Below are 17,771 nucleotides of genomic sequence, written 5' to 3' on the forward strand. Positions count from 1 at the left end.
CGGGGTCGTCTGCAGGACTGCAGCGACGACAAGCGAGGAGAGCTCCAGCTCGTGAGCACCGACGACCGCACCCCGTCGTCGCCGGACGAGGGCCGCACCGTCGCCACCGACGCGGACCAGCCCGGCGTCCCGGCTGCCGAACCGGCCCCCGAGGCCGGCGACACGACCCCGGCGGCACCGTCCGCGGACCCGCAGCCCAGCCCGGTCCCGCGGACCGAGCCCGTGGCGGAGGAGCCCGCCGCGGTCGATCCGGCCGGCGCCTCCCCGCCGCCATGGCGCCGGGTGCCGGACCCGAACGAGCAGCCCCGCGAGGCGGAGCAGCCGACCGTGGCGGACTCGCTGCTGAGCGAGGCACCCACGGCGTTCCTCACCGCGCCGGGTGCCGGCGGCACCGCCACCGCGGTCCGCGAGCCGGAGCAGCGGGAGGCCACCGGCACCGAGGCGCCCCGCGCGTCGGTCCGCAACCGCCCGCCGCGTCAGGCGCTGCTGCAGCTCAAGCGGTTCGACCCGTGGTCGGTGCTCAAGATGGCGCTGGCGCTGGCGGTCGTGCTGTGGCTGGTGTGGATGGTCGCCGCGGGCGTGCTCTACGGCGTGCTCGGCGGGATGGGCGTGTGGGACCGGCTCAACGGCACCTACGCCGATCTCGTCACCGGCCAGGAGGAGACCGGCGGTGCGCTGATCAGCGCCGGCCGGGTGTTCGGGCTGGCGGCCGTCGTCGGTGCGGTGAACAGCCTGCTGTTCGCCGTCGCCATCACGATCGTGGCGTTCGTCTACAACGTCGCCGCCGACCTCGTCGGCGGCGTCGAGGTCACCCTCTCCGAGCGCGACTGAGGGCCTGTTCCGCACGGGATCCGGCGGGTCCGCGGGGAGGACCCCGCCGGTAACCCGCTCGACCCCGTGCGGTACTGTTCCTCCTGTCGCAAGGGCCTATAGCTCAGTTGGTTAGAGCGCATCGCTGATAACGATGAGGTCGCTGGTTCAAATCCAGCTAGGCCCACACCTCCCGCCTCCGAAGTACTCGTGAGGAGACCGTCGATGAAGAAGCTGCTCGTTCTGGCCCTGGTGGCCGGCGCCGCGTACGTCGGCTGGTCCCGCCTCCGGGGCGTCGGGTCCGACGATCTCTGGCACGAGGCCACGACTCGCTGAACCCGTCCACCGGGTACGGTGGTGCGCACCCACCCGGGGACGTAGCTCAATTGGCAGAGCACCGCCTTTGCAAGGCGGGGGTTAGGGGTTCGATTCCCCTCGTCTCCACCATCTGACCAGCAGGTTCGCTCCTGTTCCGGTCGTTCAAGATCGTCTGACTGCGGAAATGACTGCGGGATGATCGCAGCATGGGCAGTGCTTCGCGGTCACGCCGTCAGCAGGGCAGCATCCGTCGGCGCGGCAACTCCTTCCAGGTGTCGGTCTACGCGGGCGACGACCCCGTCACGGGTAGGCGCCACTACCTGACCGGGTCGAGCACCGACGAGGCCGAGGCGAAGCGCATCCTGCGCCGCCTCGTGGCTCAGGTGACCGAGCAGCGGCACTCGAAGACCCGGGCAGATCTCCGGACGACGATCGAGGCGTGGCTCGGCACGCACGAGCTGGAGGACACGACCCGCGAGACGTACCTCGGGTACGCCGACCGGCACATCTACCCCGTCCTGGGCGCCGAGCCTCTGGGACGGGTCACTCCGCATGCCCTGGAGCGGTTCTACGCCGAGCTACGACGTTGTGGCGCCCGGTGCGACGGCCGGCCTTTCGTCGAGCATCGGGTCGAGGGACCCCACGAGTGTCGGGAGGTGCGGCACAAGCGCCCGCCCGGCCGGCCTCCGGCGGGCGGGTATCCGGCGCACGACTGCACGAAGACGGGCTGCACCGTCGTCGAGTGCCGGTCGCACACATGCAGGCCGATGGCCGCGGCGACCGTGAGGAAGATCCACTTCATCATCCGTGGCGCGCTCGCCGCTGCGCTGCGGTGGGGGTGGATCAACTCGAATCCGGCCGAGCTGGCGCGGATCCCGAAGGCGCCGGCGCCGGATCCGGACCCGCCGACCTCTGTCGAGGCTGCCGCTCTGATCGCCGCCGCGTGGGCAGAGGACGTCGAGTGGGGGACGTTGGTGTGGGTGGTGATGGTGACAGGCTTGCGGCGGGCCGAGCTGCTCGCGCTGCGGTGGACGGACGTCGAACTGGACGCCGGGACCCTGACGATCCGGCGCAATCACGTGCGGGTCACCGGTCGGAGCATCGAGAAGGACACCAAGACGCACCGGTCGCGGCGGATCGCCGTCGACGATGCGACGGTCGAGGTGCTGCGCGAGCACCGCGCCCGGTATGAGGAGCGGTGCCGGGCGGTCGGCACCGAGCCGACGCCGTCGGCGTACCTCTTCTCGTACTCACCGACCAACGACCGGCCCTGCGATCCCAGCGGGATCACGCACCGGTACGGGCGGATGTGCACGCGGCTCGAGATCAGCAGCCACCTGCACGCGCTCCGGCACTACTCCGCGACGGAGCTGCTCAGCGCCGGGGTCGACCTGCGGGCCGTAGCCGGACGCCTCGGACACGGTGGCGGCGGAGCCACCACGCTCCGGGTGTACGCCGCTTGGGTTGCGGAGGGCGATGAACGCGCTGCCGAGATTCTTGGGAGAGGAATGCGCCGACCCTCTTGACAGGGCGCTCATTTGGGGCTGGGATTGCGCTCCCGCAAGTTCGCTGGTCTCCTCTTGGAGGTGCGGCGAAGGATGGCCCCTTTGTGCTACAAAGTTGGAATCCGAGGTACATTCTTGCAACTTGTAGATGCGCAGAAGAAGATCTTCCGTTAATCTCAAAACGGGATTGCGTAGATGGCACCTGAAGGATGATCTTATATGAGCGATGATCGTGAGCAACGGGTTCTCTTTTCTCAAGCGGACGCCCAGCTTGAAAGGTATGTTTCGGAAGATCAATTCTACTCAGACTTGCTTATTCGCCTACTTCTCGAGCCTGGCATCGTAATCCCTGATATCTTCTTCCTAATCTCTGAGCATGTGCGGAATGACGTAAGAAGAATTAGCAAACGTAACTGGATTGCTCGTGGTTTGAGCGAAGGTCTGATATCGCCAGCTTTCCGCGATTCAAACATGAACTTCGAGTCAATGTACGACTCACTAATCACGAAAGCAAAGATTCGCGGAGCGAGATCGGACGGTTCGGGCACTGCAAAGCTATTGCGACGTGTGGCATCGCCGAGCAGACTCGAATGGGCGCCCATGATGGGAGTCAAATATCGCCTAGAGATTGAAAAGCAGCTGCGCCAGGAGGTCGACGAACTATCTGACGCTAGCGATATTGAGCGAATTCTCTGGGATCAGTCTACACGTCTTCGAAACAATATGATTGATAAGGCGCTCAATTCCGCAACTGACCTTGAGGTAGACGGGCTCCGCCGAGGCGAACTGCTAGTAGCTCTTGCCCAAATCGCGGGTGCTCCAGAAACTGTTGATATCGGTAGGATCTTGCAGTATGTCCCTAAGTCAGAGAAGCCGGTATACCGTGCTACTGCACTGTGGGTGAGCGAGGTTTATCACCTCGCTCACGCAGACGCTCTAGGCGAAGTCCGAGAGAATCCGCTCGTTCGTCCCAGTTTCCCGGTTATGATGGAACCAGGATCTTCGATCTTAGCGAAGGACGTCTCCGCCGAAAGAGTACGCAATCGTGCGGAAGAATCGGGTGAAGTTCGCTCTACCGTCGTCGACTGGCCAACTATGGACGCCTTACTCGCTGCTGGTCCAGATAAGATCATCGCCGTTCGAAAAGGGGATAAGGGGAAGCAATTCATAGATAGTCTCGTTGAGTTCCGAAAATCTCCCGATAATGCAGATAGTTGGGATCTGTTGAAGACAGATCTAGAGGCATACGCTTACGATCTGTGTCGCGCTGCGGGCGATCCTACGGGGACGAAGTTGCGAACTGCCGCGACATTGACCACGAAGGTTTCCGGTGCTGTAACTGCATTAACTGGACTTGGCGTTCCTGACTCAGTCGGTAAAATCATTAGCGCGACCGGTGTTGCGGTCATGGCTGTCGCCGAGGTAGCAGTGCAGCGGCCAATCGGAAGTCAAAAAAAGAAGATCTCGGTGCGCGGTTCGGATCTAGTTCAGATCGACGCCCCCGCAATGTTGCGCCAACTTAAGAGAAGGGCCTAGAGATTACCAGCTGGCATTGCGGGAACTCGCAGATCGATGGTGCCGACGATCGTGGCTGGATTATTGGCTACTTCATGGCCGGACGAAGCGCCATCAGAACTAGTTCGGACGTTGAAGTCAAGTGCTCCTCCCATGATCCGGGAGAATCGCGGGCGGATTGGGGACGAACTCTCGGCACATCTGTCACGGTACTAGTCTATGGCCACATGGAGCTAGAATTTCGCGACGGCATAGCTGATCTGTGCGACCCTGGGGATTACGTAATCTGGAATCCGGGAGTAGAGCATAGGTGGCAGGCCAAAGCTCCCACGATGGTTCTGACGGTCCGGTGGCCATCTGTCCCACCTAGCCACAAGAATCTCTAGTGTGGAACAAGGTTTGCGCGTAGCCTAATCTAGCTTGTCCGAATGCTCTAGATAAATCTTGATAGCCGTTTCAGAGTGGACAACTTGACGGTGTCCAATCATCTTCTGTGCGACCAAAATGCCAGCATCGTGAGGGCCGTTCCCGGAGTGACTGGCCGAGGCGTCGGTGAGCAGCCATGCCCGGATGTTGTTCTCGAACGCGTCCACGGCCGTCTTAAGTACGCAAACCTCGGTGTCGATCCCACAGACGAACATGTCCGTCCAGCCGTGCTCGGCGACCAGAGCGGCGCCCGCGTCGTTGAACAGGGTGTAGATCTTTTTGTCGACGATGGCCGTCGCCTTGCGGCTCAGCTCTTCCAGCTCGTCGACGATGTCGATCTCGGGTGAGTCCTTGAGCTTGGACCAGCCCATGATTCGCTCGAACGGGCTGTCGTCGTAGTTGAGATACCGGGTGAACACCACGTCCCTGCCGGCCTCGATCCACTCGCGCGCGAGCTTCTCGATGACCGGCACGACGTGCCGGGAGTGCTCGGTGACGAAGCCGTTCTGTACGTCGACCACGACGAGGACCGGGTGGATGTCGGACACTGCTACCTCCTGTCGGAGTCTCGGAGAGAGTCGATGGCCTGGTCCAGCCGCCGCAGCAATCCGCTGGTGTTCACGATGGCCTCCCGCATGGCGCGATGCTGGGACGTTTCCTGCGGGCGCTCGGTGGTGAGTCGGGACCGGACGCCGCGAAGGTAGCGCCAGCCGTACTCCGGTGGCACCTGCGGATCCTCGCCGCCCTCGACGACTTGGCGCAGGTAGTCGGTGTAGGCCCATGCAGCCTGGACCGACAGCTCGCACGCGACCAGCTCGTCCTCGGCGAGGCACTGTTGGTGGGCATGCGGTTGGTAGACGACCCCGGACCAGGAGGCGAGCCCGGTGGCGATGGTGCGGACGCCGAACTCGCTGATGTCGGGATGGTCGAACCCGTCGCGCAGGAACGCCTGCTCGACGACCGAGGCGCGGGCCAGCTTCTCCTTCGGTGTCCCGGTCTCGTGGCGGCTGACCAGGACCCGCGGGACGCACAGCAGCCGTAGCGCGCTGTCCTGCTGTGGACCGTCGTGCGGAATCTCGTTGACCCAGTAGGCGCTGAGGACGTAGGGGTCGCTGAGGACGTCCAGTCCGTGCTCGGTGATGGCTCGGACGGCGTGCTGCATGTTCTCGTCGTAGGTGAGGCGCCGCCACACCGCGACCCAGGCGACGGACTCGGGTTCCAGCTCCTCGACGAGGTGGAACATCACCACCCCGAACGGCCAGCACATCGCGCGGGCGCCGGCCAGCTCCAGCTCCTCGATCTGCTGGCCGGTCAACCAGTCCGACGCCGCGTCGTCGTCGCCGGAGCGGAGGCCGGCGACGGCCTCGGCGCCGACGTAGAGCGGAACGAACTTGTGGCTGCGGATCCGGTATGCGCTGCCGGTCGTGGCCTCGGACGGGCCGAACAGCTCGGCCGGTGAGCGGTCGAAGAACTCGGCGATCAGCCGCGCGTAGAACGGGTCCGGTCGGCGGACCCGGCCGGTCTCCAGCCGGTAGATCTGCTTCTCGATGTTCGGCTCGCCCGGCGAGCTCCACCCGCGGGTCGCGCAGTAGCGGTGCAGCTCCTTCGCCAGCCGGGGCCGGCCCCACGCGCGGCCGTCGCGCAACTCGCGCAGGACTCGGTTGGGAACGAGGGAGATCGGTGTCCCGGTGTCCATCCTCGCTGTCCCCAATGTCCATGTGACACCGGCGGTGTCCGGCGCTGTCCTCGCTGTCGTCTGTTGATGCTGCCTGCTGGGCCCGACAGTTGTGGCATGAACGGAGAAAGTCGACAGAGCCTGCTACCGCGGACCGGAGCGCTCCTGCTCCAGGCGGGCGACCCGGTTGGACAGTGCCTCAAGCTCACGGCGGAGCGCGGCAATGGCGGAGTCCCGTGGGACGGCAGCCTCGGCGGCGCCCTCCAGGACGAACGCGCCCTTTCCCTGGTGCGTGGTCACGAGCCCCTCGGCGCGAAGCTCGGCGACTGCGGAGCGGGCCACGGTGATCGAGACGTCGTACTCGCGCATCAGCGCCGAGTAGGACGGCAGTTGATCACCCGGCGCGATCTCGCCGCTCCGGATCTTCTGCCGGAGCACCTCGGCGACCTGTAGATAGGCCGGTTCGCCGCGGGTCCAGTCCGCCACCTTGCACGTCCCCTCTGAACTTTCTGTCCGGCACCACACAGCATGCCGTGCGGCCATTCGAGGGGGAACACTTGACGCACTATGAGGCAGAGTGCACTGTGAGACACAGTGAGCAGATCAGTGAAGGAGAAGCAGCGTGAGCACTGACAACCAGGAAGTCGAACGGGGGAGGCCACCGCTTCGGGAGGCGATCCGGACGTCCGCGCTCGACAGCGCGATCCGGAAGCGGGCGGAGGGGGTACCGACCTACACGGTTCCCGAGGCGGCGGCGCTCCTGAGCATCTCGCAGGAGTACCTCTACCGGCTGATCCAGGCCGAGGCGTTCCCCGCGGTACGGATGCGGCTCGGCGGTCGGCACGGCCGGTACGTCGTTCCGGCGAAGGCCGTCGAGCAGCTCCTCGACGACGCGACCGGTATCACCCGGTCTGTCGAGCAGGGACGGGGTGCGTGATGGGCAGCGTCGGACTTCTCATCCTGTTCGCGATCGTCGGCGCACTCATCTGTGCCAAGGCCCGGTCCGCCGGGGGAGCGGCCGCGTTCACCGGGCTTGCCATCGTGCTGTTCATCGCCACTCCGCTGGGGCAGGGCATCCCGGACGTCATGTCGACCTTCATGTCGTCGTTCGACCAGGCGTCCACGCCGGTCCTCAACCGGACGCCTGCCGAGCAGGCGTCGGCCGTGGGCGGTGACCGGTGATGACACGGACTATGACCGCGGTCGAGCTGCAGCTCGTCTGCCCCGGGTGCCACGAGCCGGCGGTCGGAGCACCACCGGCGGGTTGGCCGGACCGGGCCGGACGGCGCCCGGAGTTCTCCCACGGCGACGGCTCGGTCCTCTGCCCGGACGACCGGGGACGAGTTCCGGAGCCGGTCGAGGCCTCCCGATGACGGCGCCACGCCCCGTCCGGCTCGAGGACCTCGACGAGCGCCTGGTCGCGGTGTCGGGCCGCACTGCGCGGCTACAGGTGCTCATCGACCACGACGACGTCGGTGCCGGCCGGTGCCCGACCTGCGGCTGGACATGTCAGTCGCGCACCCGGGCGTGCCCGTCCCGCACGGCGGCGCGGGCGCTGCTCGACCGGTGCCCGTTCCCGGCCTGGCTGGCGCACTTGGCCGACCGAGTCCCAGGCGCCCGCACGGCCGCACCGTCCGTGTCGGACGAGGAGCGCAGGGCGGCGGAGGACGCCCTGGACGGCCTGTTCCCAGCGCCCCAACGGGTCCCGGCGAGGAGGACCCGGTGAACAACAGGAACGACACACCCGAGGTGGTTCGGCCCGGCGACGGGTTCTTGGCGGAAGCAGCCGCCGGGCCGGATCTCCCCGCACATCAGCAGACGGCAGGAGAGGTCACGATGGTAGAGCGAGACACGAGCGAGTGGCGGTCCCGGGCAGCGTGCCGGACCGCCGATCCCGAGACGTTCTTCCCGGTCGCGGAGGCCGGCCGAGCGCTTGATCGCGAGGTCGCCCGCGCGAAGCGGGTCTGCGACGGCTGCCCTGTGCAGCCGGAATGCCGTGCGTGGTCGCTCGACACCCTCCCGTACGGGATCGCCGGCGGGATGACGGCGGACGAGCGTCGCGAGGTTCGGCGCTCCCGGCAGGTACGCGCGGAGCGGCCCGCCCCGGCCGTGACGCAGCCCCGGCCCCGAGTGGCACCTCGACCGTCCCGCCCGCGGTGGGCCGTCATCGCCGACGGCCAGGCCGCGATCGCGGCGGGGACGCCCCGTGAGCAGGTCGCGCGGGACTTCGGCGTCAGCCGGCGCACCGTCGACCGGTGGGCGGCTGAGCTGGCCGACCGGTCGGCTGAGGACTCGCAGCTCGTGGGTGGTGGCGTGCGATGACGACCTTCGACATGTCGCCGAGGGAGTCGGCCGCCGGCCGGATGCGGGAGGCGGTCCGCCGGGTCGCCGTGGAGGTGTTCGACGCCTCCGTCGTCGAGGTTCCGATCCCCGGATTCACGGTGTTCACCGATCGTCGACTCGACGACCCGCTGGCCGGGGTCCGGTCCGCGCTGTTCCTGCGCAACGTCGCCGAGGGCCAGCTCCACGAGCACGCCCGAGCCGCCCGGGCCGCCGGCCGGACGTGGGACGAGATCGGTGCCGCCCTCGCTCTCCCACCGTCCGAGTACCGGCCCCGCGCCGAGGTGGCGTTCGGGTGGCTGGTCGAGGGCCGGGAGCCGGAGCCGGATTCCGCTGAGCTGCCGCCCTTCCGCACCCCGTCGGCGCACTGGCGTTGCGGAGCCTGTGAGCAGCAGATCACCGACCGGGGCCCGTTCGAGTCGCACCCGGCCGACAACGAGACCGGTCACGCGACCGGCTGCACCCGCCACCACGCAGATGTCGCGGCCTGGCGGGAGCGGACGGGGTGGGACGACTGATGGAGATCCTCTTCAGCTCCACGAGCCTGGTGCTCGCACTGTTCGTCGGCGGCGCGATCCTCGCCTTCGCACGCGGCGCCCGGGGCATCGCACTCGGTCTCGCCGCCGTCGCGATGCTGCCCGCGGCGACGATCGTGACCGCCCTGTCCTGGCCCGCGCTGGCCGCCGTCGCCGCTCTCCTCGTGGTGACCGTGTGGCACCGGTGGTCGAGGTCGTCGGCGACGGTGTCGCGGTGGGCGTCGCGCACCCGGCGCAAGGTCGGGGTCGCCTCGACCCTCGACATCGTCCGGCACGCCGGGACCCTCGCGGTCCGGCGCCGCACTGGCACGGTGCGGCCGTCGCTCGACGGTCTCGGCCGCTGGAATCGGCTGCGTCTCGCCACCACCGAGGCGGCGGTCGAGCTGTGCCGCACCGGTGCTCTGCGGGTGTGGGCGCTGGTCGAGGACGTCGTGATCGTCGTCGGGGGACCCCGCACCGGCAAGACCGGCTGGCTCGCCGGCCGGGTCCTCGACGCCCCGGGCGCCGCGCTGGTCACGTCCACCCGCACCGACCTGCTGGACCTGTGCGCGCCGCTGCGCCGCCGGGACCGGGGGCCTGTCTTCGTGTTCAACCCGGCAGGACTCGGGAGCCGGACGTCGACGATCACGTTCGACCCGCTGACCGGCTGCCACGACCCCGTCACGGCGACCGAGCGCGCGACCGACATGCTCGCGGCTGTCGCGTCCGGTGCGGGCGGCGACCGGGAGTTCTGGGACGGCCAGGCCCGTCGTGTACTCGCCGCGCTGCTGCACGCCGCCGCGCTCGGTGGGAAGCGGATGGCCGATGTCCTGAGCTGGGTCGCCGAGCCCGACACGGCCGGCCGGGACGTCCCGGCCTTGCTGCGCCGGTCCGGGGTGGCCGCGTTCGAGCAGGATGCGATGCAGTTCATCACCACCAACGAGCGCACCCGCAGCTCGATCACGTCGAGCGTGATGCCGGCGCTGGGCTGGTTGACCCACCCGGCCGCCGCAGCTGCTGCCGATCCGGGCCAGGGCTTCGACGTCGCCCGGCTCCTGGACGACCGCGCGACGGTGTTCCTGCTCGGCGCCGAGGAAGCCCAGACCGCCCCGCTGGTGTGCGCGCTGACCGGGCACATCGCCCGCGAGGCCCGCCGCCTGGCCGCGGGCCGGCCGGGCGGTCGCTTGGACCCGCCGCTCGGCCTGTTCCTCGACGAGGCCGCGCTGATCTCCCCGGTCCCGCTGGAGTCGTGGACGGCGGATATGGGTGGGCGTGGGGTGACGATCGTGTGTGCGTTCCAGTCCCGCGCTCAGTTGCTGGCGCGGTGGGGGGAGCACAAGGCGGCGACGATCCTGAACAACACCGCTGCGGTGATGATTTTCGGTGGGACGCGGGACAAGGCGGATCTGGAGTTCTGGTCGACCCTGGCCGGGGAGCGCGACGAGCGGATCACCACGACCGATCTGCACGGCAAGGTGGCCTCGCGGACGGTGCGGAAGGTTCCGGTGTTGGCGCCGGCGCAGATCGCGAACCTGCCGGCGGGGCGGGTGGTGGTGATCCGTCGGGGGATCGCCCCGGTGATCGGCCGGGCGCGGATGGCGTGGCGTCGCCGGGACGTGCGCCGTCACCGGCGCGAGATGCGGCGGGTCGACGTCCGCGCGGCCCGGTCGTTCCGGTGGGACGAACTGCAGATGTGGCGGGGCGACCTCGCCCAGCTCGTGCTCGGCGTGCTGGCGAAGCGCTGGCCCGACCGGTACCGGGCGCGATTCGAGCGGCGTCGGGACGCCAACGCGATGTTCCGCGAGCTGGCTGTCATCCACGACCAGGCCACCCGTCCGCGCGCTCTACCGGCCGGGGATGCCGACGAGGGGACCGAACGGTGAGCCCCCCGCAGATTCCGCCGGCCCCGGACGGGGGCAGCTCGAACGATGACCTCCCCGGACTGGTCCGCGAGGTCGACGTGCTGCGCCGTCGCGTCGACACCGTCGCGGAGACGACCGCCGGCCTGCCGGACCGGGTGGAGCAGCTTGCCGACCTAATCGCCAAGCTCGGCGACGCGCTGGCCGCGGCCACAGCCCGACGGCGGGCCGAGCCGGCGCCGTCGTGGCTGCTGGCCCCGGGGGATCCGGACGAGCTCCGCGTACTGCTCGACGAGCTCACGGCCTGGCTCGCCGCGGTGTTCCTGCGCTACCCCGATGGGGAGCAGGCGCTGCCGGAGTGCTGGTTGTGGCACCCCGAGGTCGTCGAGGAGCTGCTCTGGCTGATGCACGCCTGGTGCGCGGCCTACCAGGGTGGGAACGCTTCCGTGACGGCGGCGGGGGACTGGCACGACCGTCAACGGCCCGGGGTCGTCGGTCGTCTGCGCAAGGCCGTCGGGTCGTGCTCGGTCGAGCGGCACCAGAAGCGGCAGGGCTGGCCCGATCCGCCCGGCGGTCCGGTTCGTGTACCGGGAATCGACGCGGTCGGGACGGTTGCGGACTGGTGGGCCGAACGACGCGACGGCGTTCCACCGGAGCCCTCCTGCGCCGCGACCGTGATCGGCGGTGGGCTCGGATGACCGCCCCCGATCGCTCGCAGCGGACGGCCCGGTGGGGGCGGGTGGCCGTGTGGCTCCCCGGTCTGGCCGTCGCCGTCGGCGCCGCCGTCGCCACCGCGCACGGCCTGTTCGAGGTCGCCGTCGCCGCGCGCGTTCCGGCCGGAATCGCCTGGATCTACCCATTGATCACCGACGGCCTTGCTCTGGTCGCCTACGGGGCCACGGCCCGGCTGTCGGGGTCGGCGGCGCGCTACGCCTGGTCGGTCGTGGTCGTCTCGGCCGGGCTATCCGGTCTGGCGCAGGCGAGCTATCTCGCCTCCGATGCAGTCGCGTTCGGCGGAGGGCTCACAGTGAGTCCGGCGCTGCGGTTCGGGGTCGGTGCGTGGCCCGCGATCGCTGCCGCGGTCGTCGCGCACCTGCTCTACCTGCTCGCGGCGGACCGCGACGTGGAGGTCGAGGTCGACCGCGACCCGCCCCGCCGCCCGGCGGTGGCGGCTGTCCGGCCGTCCGGCCGGACAGCTCCGGACACCCGTCCCGGAGTGAACGTCGGTCATGAAGCGCGTGCCGTCCTGGACGGACCGCTTCTGCGCCCGTCCGATCCGCCGGCATCGCCTGGACCGATGTACGGCCCACCGTCGGCTCCCGACCGGTCCGAGGATCCGGGGGCCGGGTCGCCGACCGGGGCACCGGCCCGTGACCGCGCCCGTGCAGCCGCCGGGCGGCACCGCGCCAGGCACGGCGCACTCCCGACCGTGCGGGAGTTGCAGGCACTCGCCGACGTGAGCCGCGGAACGGCCGCCGCCGCGCTCAAACAGCTCCGCGACGCCGCGCAGCAAGCCCCGACCGGCCTGCACCTCGTCACCGACGAGCCCGACACCAGGACCACGCCATGACGACCCATTGCCCACTTCACGAGTCGAGCCCCAGCCAGAGCACCGCAACCGCGCACGCGACCAGAACCGAGAGCGAGTACCCCGAACAGCCGAACAAGAGCAGAAGATCAAACGCAGCACACCGAGGCATCACGATCCGAGGGGGCGGGCCGGTCTCCGGCCGGCGGCGCCGCGGGACACGGGCTGGTGATCTTGACGGGTCGCGTCGCAAGATCGTTTCGAGGTGGTCGGGGTGCTGAGGATCGCCACCGGCTACAGCCCGGAGTACCTGTTGAAGGAGGTCGCGACGGGGCGGGAGAACTACTACACCGGCGCCGTCGCCGAGGGTGAGCCGCCGGGCCGCTGGTGGGGTGCCGGGGCGGAGAAGCTCGGCCTGCGCGGCCTCGTCGACGCCCAGGACATGCGCGCGCTCTACGAGCGGTTCCTCGACCCGCGCGAGGACGGGTTCGGTGATCCGGACCGATGGGACGAGGTGTCCACCCTCGGACACACGGGGCGCAAGTACCTCTCCGAGGACGAGCTGTACGCCCAGGCGTTGGACATCGAACCGGACGCGTCCGCGGAACGACGCGCCGAGCTTCGGACGGAGGCTGGCAAGGCGGCTCGGCACAACGTCGCGTTCCTGGACATCACGTTCAGCGTCCAGAAGTCGGTGACGCTGCTGCACACGGCGTTCGAGGCCAAGGAGGTCGCCGCCCGCCGTGCCGGCGACGAGGAGACCGCCGCGGCGTGGGGCGAGTTCCGCCAGGCCGTCGAGGACGCCATCTGGGCCGGCAACAACGCGGCGCTCTCCTATCTCCAGGACAAGGCCGGTTACGTGCGGATCGGGCACCACGGCGGCACCGCCGGGCGGTGGGCGGATGCGCACGGCTGGACCGTGGCGTCGTTCTTCCAGCACGACTCCCGTGACCGTGACCCGCAGCTGCACATCCACAACGGCACGCTCAACCGCGCCGAGGGCCCGGACGGTGTCTGGCGCACCCTGGACTCCCGCGCGATCCACCGGTGGCGACCCGGTGCCGCCGCGGTCGGCGAGCGCACCTGCGAGGAGCGGCTCGCGCACTCGCTCGGGATGCTGTGCGCGACCCGCCCGGACGGGAAGGCGCGCGAGCTCGTCGGGGTCCCGGCCGAGGCGATGTCGTTGCTGTCCTCGCGCCGCCACGCGGTGACCGCGAAGCAGGCCGAGCTGGTCGAAGCGTTCGAGGCCCGCTACGGCCGGGCGCCGAACGGTCTGGAGCGCGACCGGCTCGCCCAGGAGGCCACGCTGCGGACCCGGGCGCGCAAGTCCCACGACGGGGAGACGCGCGACGAGTTCCTCGATCGGGTCAACGGGAAGGTGCGCGACGAGATCGCCGGCGGCCTGGAGGGGATCGCCGACCTCGCCCTGGCCGCGCGCCGTGAGGGCGTCGAGCCGATGGCGTTCAACCCGGAGGCCGTGATCGAGCTGGCGCTCGCCGACGTCGCTGACCGCAAGTCCGGCTGGACCCGCGCGGACCTGGTTCGCGCGGTCAACGCTGCGCTGCCCGACTATCTGGGCACCCCGGACGGCGTCCAGGTGGCCGAGCTGCTCGATCAGCTCACCGACCGCGCGCTCGAGTACGCGGTGCCGATCGAGACGGAACGGCCGGCGGCCGAGCTGTTGCCCGCCGACCTGCGGCTCGCCAACGGCGAGTCCGCCTACGTCGCCCCGGGTGGTCGGGTCTACTCGACGCCGGATCAGGTCCGGTCCGAGCGGATCCTGCTGGCCGCGACCAGCGCCCGCGACGGCTCCGCGCTGAGCCCGCAGGCCGTCGGACGGTTCCTCGACGGGCTGCGCTCGGGTGGGATCGAGCTGGGCGCCGACCAGGCCGCCGCGGTCCGCGGGATCCTCGCCTCCGGGGCCCGGGTCGAGACCCTCGTCGGCCCGGCCGGGACGGGGAAGTCCTACGTCGTCGGCACGCTGGCCCAGGCGTGGACCGACCCGACCCTGCGCCACGACGGCACCCGCAGTCGGGTGTTCGGGCTCGCGACCAGCCAGCAGGCCACCGATGTCCTCGCCGCGGAAGGGCTGACCGCCCGCAACGTCGCCGCCTGGCTCGGCACCCAGCAGCGGCTCGCCACCGGCGCGGCCGAGCGTCCGCACCGGCCGGAGGACGAGCCGTGGCGGCTGCGCGACGGCGACCTGGTCGTGATCGACGAGTCCGCGATGACCGACACCGCCGCGCTGTCGGCGATCCACCAGCACACCGAGCGCGCTGGGGCGAAGCTGCTGCTGGTCGGTGACCACCGTCAGCTCGCCGCCGTCGGCGCCGGCGGCGGGATGGAGCTGCTCGCCGCGGCCGGATCGAGCTACGAGCTGACCGACGCCCGCCGCTTCACCGCCGAGTGGGAGCGCGACGCCTCGCTGCGGCTGCGGGCAGGTGATCAGACGGTGCTGCGCGAGTACCACCAGCAGGGCCGTGTCCTGGACACCGGCACCCGCGACGACGCCCAGACCTCTGCCGCCCGGGCGTGGGTCGCCGAAACCCTCGACGGGCGCCGGTCGCTGCTGCTGGTCGACACCAACGAGGAGGCCGCGCAGGTCTCGGCGCAGATCCGCGCCGAGCTGGTCCGCCTCGGGCGGGTCGACGAGCACGGCACCCTGCTCGGGCGGCAGGGCACCTACGCCGGGGTCGGGGACCTGGTCCAGGCCCGGGAGAACGCCTGGCACCTCGACGGCTACGAGGGCAACCGCCGCGCGATCCGCAACCGCGACGACTTCCGCGTCACCGCGCTGCGCCCCGACGGCAGCCTGGAGGTCAGCACCGACCTGACCGGCGCCGGCGAGGGGGAGCGGTTCGTGCTGCCCGTCTCCTACGTCGCCGAGCACGTCGCCCTCGGCTACGCCGGGACCATCCACACCGCCCAGGGCGTCACGGTGGACACCACACACTCGGTGGTCACCGGCCGCACCAGCCCGAACGCGCTGTATGTCGGCATGTCCCGCGGCCGCGGCGCCAACACCGCCCACGTCGCCACCCGCACCGCACCGGAGGACCCGGCTGAGGGCAGCGCTCAGCGCCACGAGCTGCACCGCGACCCCGTCGCCGTCCTCGCCGGGATCCTCGACACCCACGACCAGGTCACCCCGAAGTCGTCGCTGGCGATCGCGACCGAGTCCGCCGACCAGGCCGGCAGCGCCCGCACTGCGGCCGAGCTGCTCGCCGACGCCGCCCAGCTCGCCGCCACCGAACGCACCGCCCGCTCCCTGGACCGGCTCGTTACCGACGACGTGCTCACCGACGACCAGCGCGCCCGCATCGCCGCCGAGGACGGCACCGGCGCCCTGACCCGCATCCTGCGCCGCGCCGAGATCGCCGGCCGCGACCCCGACCGCGTCCTCACCGACGCCGTCACCCACGGCCCGCTCACCGGGGCCCGGAACCTGTCCAACGTCCTCTACTCCCGGATCCGCGACCACCACCGATTCGACCCCGTCGGCGACACCTGGACCGACTGGGTCCCGCGCACCAACAACCCCGAGTGGCGCCAGTACATGGCCGGCCTCGCCCAGGCCGCCGACCACCGCGCCGCCCGCCTCGGCGCCGCCGCAGCCCAGGACCCGCCCCGGTGGGCGCTCGACGCGTTCGGCGAGGTCCCCACCGACCTCGTGCAGCGGGTCGGGTGGGAGGGCACCGTGGGCCGGATCGCCGCCTACCGCGAGGTTCGCGGCCACGACGACCCCGCCGAGGCCCTCGGCCCCGCCCCGAAGCCGGGACAGATCGAGGAGTTCGCCGCCTACCGTGCCGCGTGGCGGGCACTCGGACGGCCGGAGATCGACCGCGAGCACCTGGAACTCTCGAACGGCCAGCTCCGGATGCGAGTCCGCGCCTACGACCGCGAGCTCGCCGCCGCACCCCGCTACGTCGCCAACGAACTCGCCGGCACCCGCCAGGCCGCCGACGAGCACCGCCAGAGCGCCGCACTCCGACGTGCCGAAGCCGAGACGGCGACCGGCGACGCCGGACGCGAGCAGCTGCTCGCCGCCGCGGCCCGATCCACGCGACTCGCGGAGCTGCTCGAGCAGCGGGCCGAGCAGCTCCAACAGGTCGACGACGCCCGCGCCACCTGGCTCGCCTACACCAGCCAGACCCGCGTGCAGGCCGACCTGTCCAAGGCCGAGCTGACCGCCCGCGGCGCAGCCGACGACCCGGACGAGCGGGTCACCGCCGCCGAGTGGAAGGCCGCCCACGACGCCGCGCTCGCCGAGGACGAGCAGCACCGCGAGATCACCGAGGACGACATCGACCTCGACGACCGCGCCGAGATCCACGACGACGAGGCGGGGGAGACCCGGCACCGCGACGTCCGCGAGGCCGCGGTCGAGCAGCCGGCCCCGGTGCTGGAGGACGTCGTCCGGGTCCCGGACGCCGAGCAGACCGCCGACAGCGTCCAGCGCGCCGGGCGGGTGCTCGACGAGATCCTCTACCGCGACAGCGCAGACGAGGCCGCGGCCGACGACCACCGGACCGAGGAACTCACCCGCTGGCACGGCGACGACCAGGAGGCCACCCGCGGCTACGAGATGGCCGGTTGGGGCGACGGCGACGACTGATCAGGTACGGGTAGCCGACCAAGCGATCGGCTCCCCGTTCTCGTCCAGCGGGGGAGGGCCGTCGTGGCGCCAGGCCCAGCGCAGCGTCGCGCGGATGCCCTCGCACCAGCCGGGGCGCTGCTCCAGCAACCAGGGCTGGTGCTCCGGCATCAGCTCGGCGGCCTGGTACTCGGCCTCGATCGAGTCCTCCGTGGCGGAGATGTCGCGGTCTCCGACCGGAGATCGAGCTGGGTGCGGACGACCCCACGCCGGGTGGTGAGGCGCATCTGCCAGCCACAAGCAGGTGACGATGACACCAGCGGTGTACCAGCCCGCGACGCCGTGTTGGCGGTCAGCTTCGGCTTGCCTCTGTGCAGTGGTCCAGACCGCGCCGAACTCCGCGCGAGCGACCCGGAGATTCCGCGTCGGGACCCGGTGAAGAGCCTGGTCAACGGCTGTCATGACGGCAGAGTCCCACAGGGCACCGACAACGAGCACTCGCTTCGATGAAGCGGTCGCACCCAAGTGCCGGGCGGCCGTCGGGATGCGGCACCTCGCCTCACTCATCCCGGAGACCAGCCTGCCCGGCGAGGGCTCTCGCAGTTGATCCTCTGTCCGCCGGACGCTTGTGGCACGTCCAAGACCGAGGCTTGGTTCCTGATCATTCGGTAGCTCCTCCGCGACGA

Annotated in this window: 16 protein-coding genes and 2 tRNA genes; 14 read left to right on the forward strand and 4 right to left on the reverse strand. The window is 70.3% G+C overall.

Annotated features, from left to right (window positions below; genetic code table 11):
• The first annotated feature begins 51 nt into the window (after positions 1-51).
• From ABD160_RS17900 to ABD160_RS17925, 6 genes are all read left to right on the forward strand, one after another.
• Entirely contained in the window at positions 52-831 is a 780-nt protein-coding gene (locus ABD160_RS17900; protein WP_344023873.1) for a DUF3566 domain-containing protein, read from the forward strand.
• A 92-nt stretch (positions 832-923) separates the two neighbouring features.
• Positions 924-997 (forward strand) — tRNA-Ile (locus ABD160_RS17905).
• A gap of 38 nt (positions 998-1,035) precedes the next feature.
• A complete protein-coding gene (locus tag ABD160_RS17910) occupies positions 1,036-1,146 on the forward strand; it encodes a DLW-39 family protein (protein WP_211286625.1) in 111 nt (36 codons plus the stop codon).
• Positions 1,147-1,181: 35 nt separating this feature from the next.
• Positions 1,182-1,257 (forward strand) — tRNA-Ala (locus tag ABD160_RS17915).
• A gap of 77 nt (positions 1,258-1,334) precedes the next feature.
• A complete protein-coding gene (locus ABD160_RS17920) occupies positions 1,335-2,654 on the forward strand; it encodes a site-specific integrase (RefSeq protein WP_344023876.1) in 1,320 nt (439 codons plus the stop codon).
• Between the two features lie 198 nt (positions 2,655-2,852).
• On the forward strand, positions 2,853-4,169 hold the full coding sequence (locus tag ABD160_RS17925) for a hypothetical protein (RefSeq protein WP_344023878.1): 1,317 nt from the start codon (positions 2,853-2,855) through the stop codon (positions 4,167-4,169).
• A gap of 389 nt (positions 4,170-4,558) precedes the next feature.
• Here the strand turns inward: ABD160_RS17925 and ABD160_RS17930 are convergent, their stop codons facing one another.
• The 3 genes from ABD160_RS17930 to ABD160_RS17940 all read right to left on the reverse strand — a co-directional run bounded on the left by ABD160_RS17930 (position 4,559) and on the right by ABD160_RS17940 (position 6,735).
• Positions 4,559-5,122, reverse strand: a complete 564-nt coding sequence (locus ABD160_RS17930) for a cysteine hydrolase family protein (protein WP_344023880.1) — start codon at positions 5,120-5,122, stop codon at positions 4,559-4,561.
• A gap of 2 nt (positions 5,123-5,124) precedes the next feature.
• Positions 5,125-6,270, reverse strand: coding sequence for a helix-turn-helix transcriptional regulator (locus ABD160_RS17935; protein WP_344023882.1), 1,146 nt, complete (start codon positions 6,268-6,270; stop codon positions 5,125-5,127).
• 123 nt (positions 6,271-6,393) lie between these two features.
• The gene (locus tag ABD160_RS17940) at positions 6,394-6,735 is read right to left on the reverse strand and encodes a winged helix-turn-helix domain-containing protein (RefSeq protein ID WP_344023884.1); all 342 of its coding nucleotides are present in this window, start codon (positions 6,733-6,735) and stop codon (positions 6,394-6,396) included.
• A gap of 136 nt (positions 6,736-6,871) precedes the next feature.
• On the opposite strand from ABD160_RS17940, the gene ABD160_RS17945 reads away from it, so the two are divergent.
• The 8 genes from ABD160_RS17945 (at position 6,872) to mobF (ending at position 17,106) form a co-directional block, all read left to right on the forward strand.
• Positions 6,872-7,186 (forward strand): helix-turn-helix transcriptional regulator, encoded by a 315-nt coding sequence (locus ABD160_RS17945; protein WP_344023886.1) that lies wholly within the window; start codon positions 6,872-6,874, stop codon positions 7,184-7,186.
• Positions 7,186-7,431, forward strand: coding sequence for a hypothetical protein (locus ABD160_RS17950; protein ID WP_344023888.1), 246 nt, complete (start codon positions 7,186-7,188; stop codon positions 7,429-7,431). The genes ABD160_RS17945 and ABD160_RS17950 overlap by 1 nt, the downstream gene beginning before the upstream one ends.
• Before the next feature lie 540 nt (positions 7,432-7,971).
• Positions 7,972-8,571: a WhiB family transcriptional regulator gene (locus ABD160_RS17955; RefSeq protein WP_344023890.1), complete on the forward strand. Its 600-nt coding sequence runs from the start codon at positions 7,972-7,974 to the stop codon at positions 8,569-8,571.
• Entirely contained in the window at positions 8,568-9,107 is a 540-nt protein-coding gene (locus ABD160_RS17960; RefSeq protein ID WP_344023892.1) for a hypothetical protein, read from the forward strand. Before ABD160_RS17955 ends, ABD160_RS17960 begins: the two co-directional genes overlap by 4 nt.
• Positions 9,095-10,987 (forward strand): type IV secretory system conjugative DNA transfer family protein, encoded by a 1,893-nt coding sequence (locus tag ABD160_RS17965; protein WP_344023894.1) that lies wholly within the window; start codon positions 9,095-9,097, stop codon positions 10,985-10,987. The genes ABD160_RS17960 and ABD160_RS17965 overlap by 13 nt, the downstream gene beginning before the upstream one ends.
• The gene (locus ABD160_RS17970; protein WP_344023897.1) at positions 10,984-11,661 is read left to right on the forward strand and encodes a hypothetical protein; all 678 of its coding nucleotides are present in this window, start codon (positions 10,984-10,986) and stop codon (positions 11,659-11,661) included. Before ABD160_RS17965 ends, ABD160_RS17970 begins: the two co-directional genes overlap by 4 nt.
• Positions 11,658-12,533 carry a hypothetical protein gene (locus ABD160_RS17975; protein WP_344023899.1) on the forward strand — a complete coding sequence of 292 codons (876 nt, stop codon included), beginning with the start codon at positions 11,658-11,660 and terminating at the stop codon, positions 12,531-12,533. The genes ABD160_RS17970 and ABD160_RS17975 overlap by 4 nt, the downstream gene beginning before the upstream one ends.
• Positions 12,534-12,765: 232 nt before the next feature.
• Entirely contained in the window at positions 12,766-17,106 is a 4,341-nt protein-coding gene (gene mobF / locus ABD160_RS17980; protein ID WP_344023901.1) for a MobF family relaxase, read from the forward strand.
• Here the strand turns inward: mobF and ABD160_RS17985 are convergent, their stop codons facing one another.
• Positions 17,107-17,547: a hypothetical protein gene (locus ABD160_RS17985; RefSeq protein WP_344023903.1), complete on the reverse strand. Its 441-nt coding sequence runs from the start codon at positions 17,545-17,547 to the stop codon at positions 17,107-17,109.
• Between the last annotated feature and the right edge of the window lie 224 nt (positions 17,548-17,771).

The sequence above is a fragment of the Pseudonocardia kongjuensis genome, assembly GCF_039526905.1.
GTDB lineage: Bacteria > Actinomycetota > Actinomycetes > Mycobacteriales > Pseudonocardiaceae > Pseudonocardia > Pseudonocardia kongjuensis.

What these genes read in the sequence shown, in the direction of transcription:
- ABD160_RS17910 (WP_211286625.1), top strand. Translation starts at nt 1,036, where the DNA reads ATGAAGAAGCTGCTCGTTCTGGCCCTGGTGGCCGGCGCCGCGTACGTC.
- ABD160_RS17920 (WP_344023876.1), top strand. Translation starts at nt 1,335, where the DNA reads ATGGGCAGTGCTTCGCGGTCACGCCGTCAGCAGGGCAGCATCCGTCGG.
- ABD160_RS17925 (WP_344023878.1), top strand. Translation starts at nt 2,853, where the DNA reads ATGAGCGATGATCGTGAGCAACGGGTTCTCTTTTCTCAAGCGGACGCC.
- ABD160_RS17935 (WP_344023882.1), bottom strand. Translation starts at nt 6,270, where the DNA reads ATGGACACCGGGACACCGATCTCCCTCGTTCCCAACCGAGTCCTGCGC.
- ABD160_RS17950 (WP_344023888.1), top strand. Translation starts at nt 7,186, where the DNA reads ATGGGCAGCGTCGGACTTCTCATCCTGTTCGCGATCGTCGGCGCACTC.
- ABD160_RS17960 (WP_344023892.1), top strand. Translation starts at nt 8,568, where the DNA reads ATGACGACCTTCGACATGTCGCCGAGGGAGTCGGCCGCCGGCCGGATG.
- ABD160_RS17975 (WP_344023899.1), top strand. Translation starts at nt 11,658, where the DNA reads ATGACCGCCCCCGATCGCTCGCAGCGGACGGCCCGGTGGGGGCGGGTG.
- ABD160_RS17985 (WP_344023903.1), bottom strand. Translation starts at nt 17,547, where the DNA reads ATGACAGCCGTTGACCAGGCTCTTCACCGGGTCCCGACGCGGAATCTC.